Raw genomic sequence first — 9,836 nt, 5'->3', positions numbered from 1 at the left:
CGCTGATAGCCTGGTCGGCTCGCCACGCGGGCGGAAGGACGGCCACGCACGGTGGGATACATAGATGTTGCGGGGGTCTCGCTGACCCTTCCCGACGGCAGACCGCTGTTGGACGAGACGAGCTTTCGCGTCGGAGCCGGGTCGACGAGCGCCCTCATCGGGCCCAACGGGGCCGGTAAGACGACGCTGCTCCGCATCATCCGAGGCGACCAGCCCGCCGATGACGGCGTCGTGACGATCGACGGCGGCCTCGGCGTGATGGACCAGTTCGTCGGCCACGGCGAGTCCGGTCAGACCGTTCACGAGCTGCTGGTGCGGGTCGCACCCCATCGCATCCGGCAGGCGGCGCAGGCTCTCGAGGCTGCGGAGGACGCGCTGATCGAGCGCGATGAGCACGACACGCAGATGGCGTATGCGACGGCGATCGCGGAGTACGCGGATGCCGGCGGCTACGAGCACGAGACGGTCTGGGACCAGTGCACGGTCGCCGCGTTGGGAGTGCCCTTCGAGCGTGCCCGCTTCCGCGATCTCACGACGCTGTCGGGTGGCGAGCAGAAGCGACTCGCTCTGGAGGCGCTGCTGCGCGGACCCGACGAGGTGCTGCTGCTCGACGAGCCGGACAACTATCTGGACGTTCCCACCAAGCGCTGGCTCGAGGAGCAGCTCCGGCAGACGCCGAAGACCGTGCTGCTGGTGTCGCACGACCGGGAGCTGCTGGCCCGTGCGGTCGATCGGCTGATCACCCTCGAGCCCGGCGGCGCGGGGGCCTCGGCGTGGGTGCACGGCGGCGGATTCGCGACCTACCACCAGGCGCGCAGCGACCGCATGGACAGACTCGACGAGCTGCGCCGCCGGTGGGACGAGCAGCACGAGAAGCTGCGGACCCTCGTCGCGAACCTCAAGGTGAAGGCGTCGGTGAACGACGGATTCGCGTCGCGGTACCAGGCGGCGCAGACGCGACTGCGCAAATTCGAGGAGGCCGGACCGCCGGAGGAGCGACCCCCGGCTCAGGACTTCGACATGAGGCTGCGAGGGTCACGCACGGGCAAGCGCGCGGTGGTCGCACACGGGCTCGAGCTCTCCGGGCTGATGAGGCCGTTCGACGCCGAGGTCTGGTACGGCGATCGGGTCGCCGTGCTCGGGTCGAACGGATCGGGGAAGTCGCACTTCCTCCGCCTCCTCGCACGCGGGGGCAGCGATCCGGACCCGACGCTGGGTCACGTGACGTCCACCGGGGAGCAGCTCGCGACGGTCGATCACCGTGGGCAGGCCGTGCTGGGAGCGCGCGTCGTGCCGGGGCTGTTCGCGCAGACGCATGCGCATCCCGAGTTCGTCGGCCGAACGCTGCTCGAGATCCTCCACAGGGGAGACGAACGACGGGCCGGCATGCCGCGGGATGCCGCGAGCTCGGCGCTCGACCGGTACGGACTCGTGCGGCAGGCGCAGCAGACCTTCGAATCGCTGTCGGGCGGCCAGCAGGCCCGGTTCCAGGTGCTGCTGCTCGAGCTCTCCGGTGCGACGCTGCTGCTGCTCGACGAGCCGACGGACAACCTGGACATCGAGTCGGCCGAGGCGCTCGAAGACGCTCTGCGTCGTTTCGAGGGGACCGTGCTCGCGGTCACGCATGATCGCTGGTTCGCCCGCTCGTTCGACCGGTTCCTCGTGTTCGGCTCGGACGGCGAGGTGTACGAAGCCGATGCCCCCGTGTGGGACGAGCGCCGCGTGGTGCGAGCCCGCTGAGTTCAGCGCAGTCGGAACGGCTCCGCCGCGAGAGCGGAGAGATCGAGGGCCAGATCGGCGAGGGTCGCGCCCACGCCAGGGGCGAACTTGAAGCCGTGGCCGGAGAAGCCGGCGCCGACGACGATCCGCCCCGATCGGTCGAGCACGAAGGCGCTGTCATCGGTCGAGGTGTAGGTGCAGCTGATCGGCTCCGCGGATGCCGGGTCGAGGCCCGGCATCCACTCGCCCACATAGTCGGCGAGGGCCTGCGCGCGCGTCACCGCGTGCGGGCGGGCATCCGGGTCGACGACGTCGCCCACGCGATGGAACCCGACCTTGACGCCCTCGCCGGGCGTCGGCATCCCGTAGACCGTCGCCGGGTAGCGGCCGGGATCGACGTAGTGATTGAACGAGGGCCATACCGAGTCGGCGGCGGGGCGGAAGTGCGCGGGGAACTCCTCGGTGACCTCCAGGCGCGGCAGAGGGATGCCGGGAAGCATCCGCTCGGTCCAGGCGCCGGCCGCGACGACGACGACGTCTGCCCGCACGAGGGCGTCAGGCAGCACGATGTCGACGCCGTCGTCGGTCTCGTCGATCCGCGTCACGGGGGTCTCCCAGCGCACCTCGCCTCCCGCGGCGACGATCCGTCGCTCGAACTCGCCCAGCGCGGCGGATGCGCGGGCGACGCCCGCGTCGCGGGAGAAGAGCACATCGTCGCCGAAGCGCATGCCCGACCATCGCGACGATGCCTCGTGCGCCGTCAGCATCTCGGCGTGGATGCCGCGCTCGGACAGCCGCCGTTCGATCGCGGCGACGTCGACATCTCCGTGGGTGACCAGGCCGTGCAGACGCAGCAGCGGCTCGCCGCCCACCTGCCCGAGGGCGTCCCATCCGGCGCGTGCGCGGACGAGCAGGTCGAGATAGTGGTCCTCGTCGTAGGCGTTGTTGAAGTTGCGCGTGGCGCCGTGCGAGGCGCCCTGGTGGTGGCCACGGGCGAAGCGCTCGAAGACGACGGGCTTCATCCCTCGTCGGGTGAGCTCCCACGCGGTCGCAAGGCCCATCACGCCGCCACCGACGACGGCGACCTCCACCGAATCCGACATATTGCCTCCCGACCTCTCTCTCAGTCTCCCAGCCGTCGGTGTCATCGCGTACGCCCGGTAGTCTGGGGTGGTGACCATGGAGATCGAGCTCGGCCGAGGCAAGCGTGCGCGTCGCGCGTACACGTTCGACGACATCGCGGTGGTGCCCTCGCGGCGCACCCGCAACCCGGAGGACGTGTCGACCGCCTGGACGATCGACGCCTTCGGCTTCGGGATCCCGGTGCTCGGCGCACCGATGGACTCCGTCGTGAGCCCTCAGACGGCGATCATGCTCGGGCAGCTCGGCGGACTCGGCGTCCTCGACCTCGAAGGACTGTGGACCCGTTACGCGAACCCTGAGCCCCTTCTTGCGGAGATCGCATCCCTCGGTGAGGGAGAGGCGACCGCGCGCATGCAGCAGCTCTACTCCGAGCCGATCAAGCCCGCGCTCATCACGCAGCGTCTCGCCGAGATCCGTGAAGCCGGAGTGACCGTCGCCGGATCACTGACGCCGCAGCGCACGCAGGAGTTCTACGACACGGTCGCCGCCGCAGGGGTCGACCTGTTCGTCATCCGCGGAACCACCGTGTCGGCCGAGCACGTCTCGAGCGTCGACGAGCCACTGAATCTCAAGAAGTTCATCTACGACCTCGACGTGCCCGTCATCGTCGGAGGCGCAGCCACCTACACCGCGGCCCTGCATCTGATGCGCACGGGTGCGGCCGGTGTCCTCGTCGGCTTCGGCGGGGGAGCGGCGTCGACCACGCGTGCGACCCTCGGCATCCACGCTCCGATGGCCACGGCCGTCTCGGACGTGGCCGCGGCCCGCCGTGACTACCTCGACGAGTCCGGCGGACGCTACGTGCACGTCATCGCAGACGGTGGCGTCGGCACGTCCGGTGACATCGTCAAGGCACTCGCGATGGGTGCCGACGCGGTCATGCTCGGTGTCGCCCTCGCACGCGCCACCGATGCACCGGGTCGCGGCTTCCACTGGGGTCCCGAGGCGCATCACCCCAAGCTCCCGCGCGGTCGTCGCGTCGAGGTCGGCGGCATCGGCACGCTCGAGGAGATCCTCTACGGTCCGGCGCCCGTCGTCGACGGCACGGCGAACCTCATCGGTGCGCTGCGCAAGTCGATGGCCACCACCGGATACTCCGACCTCAAGGAATTCCAGCGGGTCGAGGTCGTCCTCGCACCGTACGAGGCCTGAGGCCCGCACCACGCCGTGACTTCTGCTGCTCTGTTCCCCCCGACTCTCCGCGAGGTCATGCTCCGGGGACGCTGGATCGGGATGCTCGTGCTGTGCCTCGTGGTGGCCGGCGTGTTCGCGTGGCTGGGGCAGTGGCAGCTCGAGCGCGCGATCGAGACCGATCCGCCGCCCGCAGGAGCGACCGAGCAGGTGCGACCGCTGACCGATGTGGTCGAGCCGGGTGCGTACCTCCCCGAGCCGCTGGTCGGGCAGAAGGTCGAGACGTCGGGGACCTGGATCCGCGATGACTTCCTCATCGTGTCGAGCCGGTTCAACGACGGCGTCGAGGGCTACTGGGTGACCGGTCAGCTGCGGGTCGCGGAGCGCACGTCGATCGCGGTCGCGATCGGATGGACCGCCGACCGTGCCGTCGCCGAGGCGGCCGTCGAGAAGCTCGACGAGAGCGCAGAGGACGTATCCCTCGTCGGTCGGGTGATCTCGGACGAGGGGCCATCGGTGCCGCCGAAGGACGATCCCCAGCGCATGGACCGCATGTCGACCGCTGCGCTGCTCAGCCACTGGCACGACGTCGACGAGCTCGACGTGTATCGGCCGTACCTCGCCTCGATCACGGCGACGGCAGGTCTCACGGACATCTCCTCGCCTGCACCCGAGGAGCAGTCGCCGGTGAACTGGCTCAACATCTTCTATGCCGCGGAGTGGGCGATCTTCGCCGGGTTCGCCTTCTACCTCTGGTATCGACTCGCCAAGGACGCCTGGGAGCGTGAGGTCGAGGAGTTCGAGGACGCAGCGACCGCCGCCGGCGACTCCGTCTGATTCCGCCTGACCCGACCCGCATCCGCGCGGCGCATCGCGCGCATGTGAGCGGTTCGCGGTCCGATATTCCACCTTCGTCAGGGTCGGGTCCGGACGTTCGGTGAGGGCTTGGTTACCAATCGGAAAACTCCGTTGAGGTTGTCGGAGGGCCTCCGTATGCTCGCTCACATGTGCGTCGGCTGAGAGCCCGCACCGCCCGGTTTCACGAGAGCCGTCGCCAGAACACACCCGAGGAGACAACACAGATGATGTCCGCTCCCGACGCCGCGAACCATCAGGTTCCCGGGTCAGACCGCAGAAGTCGGGGGCGTCTCGGCGTTCTCGCCGCCACCTGCGTCGCCGCACTGGGCGCCAGCGCCCTGATCGCCGCGCCAGCCTCCGCAGACGTCTCGGGAACGGGGGTGGTGATCAACGAGGCCTACCTCTCCGGGGGCAGTGCCGGGGCGGCGTTCACCAACAAGTTCGTCGAGCTCTACAACCCCACGGCGGCACCCGTCACCCTCGACGGGCTCTCGCTGCAGTATCGATCCGCGACAGGAACGGGCGGTTCGAACGGCGTCGCGCCGCTGACCGGCGTCATCCCCGCCGGCGGCCACTATCTCGTGCAGGCGGGCAGCAACGGAGCCAACGGCGCAGCACTGCCGACGGCCGACGTCGTCAGCACCCTCAACCCGAGCGGAACGAACGGCACTCTCGCGCTGGTCGAGGGCACCGCGGCGGTCACACTGACCCCCGGCTCGGTCACGGGTGTCGACGGCGTCATCGACGTGCTCGGCTACGGCACCTCGAACACATTCGAGACTGCCGCCGCGACTCCTCCCACGGGCAACACCGACGTCAAATCGCTCAACCGCACGGGCGGCAAGGACACCGACGACAACAAGGCGGACTTCAGCCTGTCGGCCACCATCACGCCGCAGAATGCGGGCACGGTTCCCGACCCCGACCCCGATCCTGAGCCTGAGCCCGAGCCGACCGACGTGTCGATCGCCGACGTCCAGGGAACGACCGATGTCTCGCCGCTGAACGGCCAGACGGTCACGGTCGAGGGCATCGTCACCGCCGACTATCGGACCGGCGGCTACAAGGGCATCGTGATCCAGACCGAGGGCTCCGGCGGCGCGGTCGACGCGACCCCCGGCGCATCGGACGGCGTCTTCGTCTTCCTCAACGCGCTCGCTCCCACGCTCGCGATCGGCGATCGCGTCTCGGTCACCGGCTCGGTCAGCGAGTACTTCGGCCAGACGCAGATCAACCCGGCAGCGCTGACCGGCATCTCGGTCCTGCAGGCAGGGGTGGGCGTTCCCGAGGTCACCCCGCTTCCCGACGCCGCCGTCGGCGGCGACCGTGAGCAGTACGAGAACATGTACGTGGCCCCGGCGGGCACCTATCGCCTGGCTTCCAGCCACCAGCTCTTCAACTTCGGAACCCTCTGGCTGAACGCCGGGGCGGATCTCAACGTCAAGAGCACGGAGCTCGTGCGTCCGGGAGCCGAGGCGGCGGCGATCACCGCGGCGAACCGCGCCAACCGGATCCTGCTCGACGACGGGTGGTCGATCCAGGTCTCGAACAGCGGGCACCCCAACGACCAGCCGTACTTCACGAAGGACCTCGTCGTCCGCAACGGCGACACGGTCGACTTCAGCGAGAACGGGTACGTGCTCCAGTACGGCTTCGACGACTGGCGTCTTCAGCCGGTCGTGCCGATCGACAGCACGTCGTCCGCCGACCTGAAGGTCGGCTTCCAGCCCACCAACCCGCGCACGGACACCGCCCCGACGGTCGGCGGCGACGTGCAGGTGGCGTCGTTCAACGTCTTCAACTACTTCACCACGCTGAAGAGCGAGAACTCGAACGCACGAGGCGCGGCGAATGCTGCCCAGTTCGAGATCCAGAAGTCGAAGATCGTCGCGGCGATCAACGGCCTTGACGCCGAGATCGTGTCGCTGATGGAGATCGAGAACTCGATCAAGCTCGGCGGCTCGCTCGACGAGGCGCTGGCCGATCTGGTCGACGGGCTCAACGACGCACTCGGCAGCGCGGAGTGGGACTACGTCCGCACTCCCGATGAGCTGAACGACTCGGCGACGACCGACTTCATCACGAGCGCGATCATCTACAAGAAGGACGCGGTCGAGACGGTCGGCGACAGCCTGACCGTGACGGACGAGAGCGTCTGGGGCAACGCCCGCGAGCCGATCGCGCAGGCGTTCGACATCGACGGACGCGTCGTCACGGTGGTGGCGAACCACTTCAAGTCGAAGTCGGCACCCGAGGGCGGCGGCGCCGAGCCGGCAGACGGCCAGGGCTTCTTCAACGCCGACCGCGTGAAGCAGGCGAACTCGCTCAAGACCTTCACCACCGAGATCGAGGAGACGACAGGCAGCAGCGACATCCTGCTGATCGGTGACTTCAACGCCTACGCGAAGGAGGACCCGATCGAGGTCTTCACGAGCGAGGGGTGGAGCGACGTCGCACGCGAGAAGGCTCCGGAACAGCACACGTACACGTTCGACGGCGAGCTCGGCTCGCTCGACCACGTGCTCGCGTCGCCGTCGCTCGCCGCATCCATCACGGGCGCGGGTGTGTGGAGCATCAACTCTCCGGAGTGGAGCGACCGCGGCTACGGGTTCGGCGCCACCGAGGCGGGAACACCGTTCCGCTCCAGCGACCACGACCCGATCATCGTCGGCGTCTCCTCCGAGGTCCCGCCGGTGAGCATCGACGTCGTCACCATGAACGACTTCCACGGTCGCATCGAGGCCGACGGCGCTGCCGCAGGCGCGGCGGTCGTCGCCGGAGCCGTGCAGCAGTTCCGTTCCGAGAACCCGAACACGATCTTCGCCGGTGTCGGCGATCTGATCGGCGCATCGACGTTCACCTCCTTCATCAACGATGACAACCCGACGATCGACGCGCTCAACGCCGCCGGCCTCGACGTCAGTGCCGCGGGCAACCACGAGTTCGACCAGGGCTGGGAGGACCTGCGCGACCGCGTGCAGGACCGCGCGGACTGGGAGTACATCTCGTCGAACGTGTTCGTCACCGAGACGGGCGAGCCCGCGCTCGCACCGGCCTGGGTGAAGGAGCTCGACGGCGTGCGCGTCGGCTTCGTCGGCGCCGTCACCGAGGACCTCGACTCGCTCGTGTCGCCTGAGGGCATCGCGGATCTCGAGGTGCGCAGCATCGTCGATTCGGTGAACGCCGTGGCCGACGACCTGCGTGACGGAGACGCGTCCAACGGCGAAGCGGATGTCGTCATCCTTCTCGTTCACGAGGGAGCATCGAGCGTCGAGCTGTCGAGCATCACGCCGGATTCGCCCCTGGGCGAGATCGTCTACGGCGTGGACGATGACGTGAACGCGATCGTCTCGGCACACACGCACCTCGCCTACAACCACGTGATCGACGGGCGTCCGGTCATCTCGGCCGGGCAGTACGGCGAGAACCTCGGACTGATGAACATCCAGGTCGACCCGAAGACGAAGGACCTGATCTCGATCACCAACGAGATCAAGCCCCTCACCTCGGCAGGGAAGGCGCTCTACCCGGCCGTCCCGGAGGTCGCCGACATCGTCGCGAAGGCGAAGGCTGAGGCCGACGTGCTCGGCGCGGTCAAGGTCGGAGACATCACCGCCGACTTCAACCGCGCTCGTCAGACGAACGGCTCGGAGAACCGCGGTGGGGAGTCCACCATCGGCAACTTCGTCGCCGACGTGCAGAAGTGGTCCACCGGTGCGGACATCGCGCTGATGAACCCGGGAGGCATCCGCGCCAACCTGACGTACGCCTCGTCGAACGCCAACGACCCGAACGGCAATGTCACCTACCGCGAGGCGGCCACGGTGCAGCCGTTCGCCAACACGCTGGTGACCCTGTCGCTGAGCGGCGTGCAGCTCAAGGGCGTGCTCGAAGAGCAGTGGCAGCCGGCAGGCTCGGCCCGTCCGTTCCTGAAGCTCGGCGTATCGGAGGGTCTCGTCTACACCTACGATCCGGCCGCGGCTCAGGGATCGAGGATCACGTCGATCACGCTCAACGGCACGCCGATCGACCCTGCGGCGAACTACACGGTCGCAGCGAACTCGTTCCTCGCCGGGGGTGGAGACAACTTCTTCACCTTCAAGGAGGGCTCGAGCAAGCGTGACACCGGCAAGATCGACCTGCAGTCGATGGTCGACTGGTTCGATGCGAACAAGACGGCGACCCCCGACCTCGCGCAGCGCGCGGTGGGAGTCTCGGTCAGTGCACCGGATGCCGACGGCTACAGCGCCGGCGACCAGGTGACGGTCGCTCTCTCGTCGCTGGCGTTCAGTGCGGGGGAGCAGGCGCCCGGCGAGGTGACCCTGTCGCTCGGCGGCACCCAGCTCGCTGCGAGCGCCGTCGATCCCACGATCGTCGACACGACCGATGAGGCAGGGCGCGCGTCGCTCGGCTTCACGGTTCCGGCGGGTGTCTTCGGTGAGCAGCTGCTCACCGTCGCCGTCGCCGATACCGGGACCACCGTGCAGGTGCCGTTCTCGATCGCGGGGGAGGAGCCGGTCGAGTTCGCAGGATCGATCGACCTCGGCTCGTCGAAGGTGGCAGCGGGCAAGAAGCTCACGATCACCGGCGAGGGCTACCAGCCGGGTGAGACGGTGACCGTGCAGCTGCGACCGAAGAAGGGCGCGGCCCTCGACGTCGGCACCGTTCAGGTCACCGCCGACGGCACGTTCTCGACCACCGTCACGGTGCCGAAGAGCACGCAGCCGGGCAAGTACACGGTCGCGGTCGCTCAGGCCGACGGCGATGAGGCGACGGCCACCGTCACCGTCAACCGCGCGGGCGGCATCATCGGCGGCATCATCGACTGGCTGTGGGACCTCATCTCCGGCTGGTTCTGACCTCGATAGGCGGCACGCCCGCCTGACACGCACGAAGGCCGTCGGGAGTGATCACGGCGGCCTTCGTCGTTCCCGTGGTTCGTCAGGGTGCCGCGTTGCAGCGCGGAGGAGGGATGTTATGGTGCT

Annotated in this window: 5 protein-coding genes; 4 read left to right on the top strand and 1 reads right to left on the bottom strand. The window is 68.7% G+C overall.

Annotated features, from left to right (window positions below):
- The first annotated feature begins 51 nt into the window (after positions 1 to 51).
- Complete coding sequence (locus QRN21_RS15025) at positions 52 to 1,740, top strand: ABC-F family ATP-binding cassette domain-containing protein (protein WP_285364936.1); 1,689 nt, start codon at positions 52 to 54, stop codon at positions 1,738 to 1,740.
- Positions 1,741 to 1,742: 2 nt separating this feature from the next.
- On the opposite strand, the gene QRN21_RS15020 is transcribed toward QRN21_RS15025, so the two are convergent.
- Entirely contained in the window at positions 1,743 to 2,822 is a 1,080-nt protein-coding gene (locus tag QRN21_RS15020; RefSeq protein ID WP_285364934.1) for an FAD-dependent oxidoreductase, read from the bottom strand.
- A gap of 76 nt (positions 2,823 to 2,898) precedes the next feature.
- Here QRN21_RS15020 and QRN21_RS15015 point away from each other — a divergent pair, with 76 nt between their 5' ends.
- The 3 genes from QRN21_RS15015 to QRN21_RS15005 all read left to right on the top strand — a co-directional run bounded on the left by QRN21_RS15015 (position 2,899) and on the right by QRN21_RS15005 (position 9,710).
- Positions 2,899 to 4,014: a GuaB3 family IMP dehydrogenase-related protein gene (locus QRN21_RS15015; RefSeq protein ID WP_285365330.1), complete on the top strand. Its 1,116-nt coding sequence runs from the start codon at positions 2,899 to 2,901 to the stop codon at positions 4,012 to 4,014.
- Positions 4,015 to 4,071: 57 nt separating this feature from the next.
- Positions 4,072 to 4,830 (top strand): SURF1 family protein, encoded by a 759-nt coding sequence (locus QRN21_RS15010; protein ID WP_082298004.1) that lies wholly within the window; start codon positions 4,072 to 4,074, stop codon positions 4,828 to 4,830.
- 245 nt (positions 4,831 to 5,075) lie between these two features.
- A complete protein-coding gene (locus tag QRN21_RS15005) occupies positions 5,076 to 9,710 on the top strand; it encodes an ExeM/NucH family extracellular endonuclease (protein ID WP_285364931.1) in 4,635 nt (1,544 codons plus the stop codon).
- Positions 9,711 to 9,836: the final 126 nt, after the last annotated feature.

Origin of the sequence: Microbacterium sp. LMC-P-041 (assembly GCF_030209555.1) — a bacterium.
Lineage (GTDB): Bacteria > Actinomycetota > Actinomycetes > Actinomycetales > Microbacteriaceae > Microbacterium.
This window is presented reverse-complemented; position numbering and strand designations above follow the sequence as displayed.

Excerpts from the sequence above, each read along its gene's own strand:
- QRN21_RS15020 (WP_285364934.1), bottom strand. The coding sequence starts at position 2,822 with ATGTCGGATTCGGTGGAGGTCGCCGTCGTCGGTGGCGGCGTGATGGGC.
- QRN21_RS15015 (WP_285365330.1), top strand. The coding sequence starts at position 2,899 with ATGGAGATCGAGCTCGGCCGAGGCAAGCGTGCGCGTCGCGCGTACACG.
- QRN21_RS15010 (WP_082298004.1), top strand. The coding sequence starts at position 4,072 with ATGCTCCGGGGACGCTGGATCGGGATGCTCGTGCTGTGCCTCGTGGTG.
- QRN21_RS15005 (WP_285364931.1), top strand. The coding sequence starts at position 5,076 with ATGATGTCCGCTCCCGACGCCGCGAACCATCAGGTTCCCGGGTCAGAC.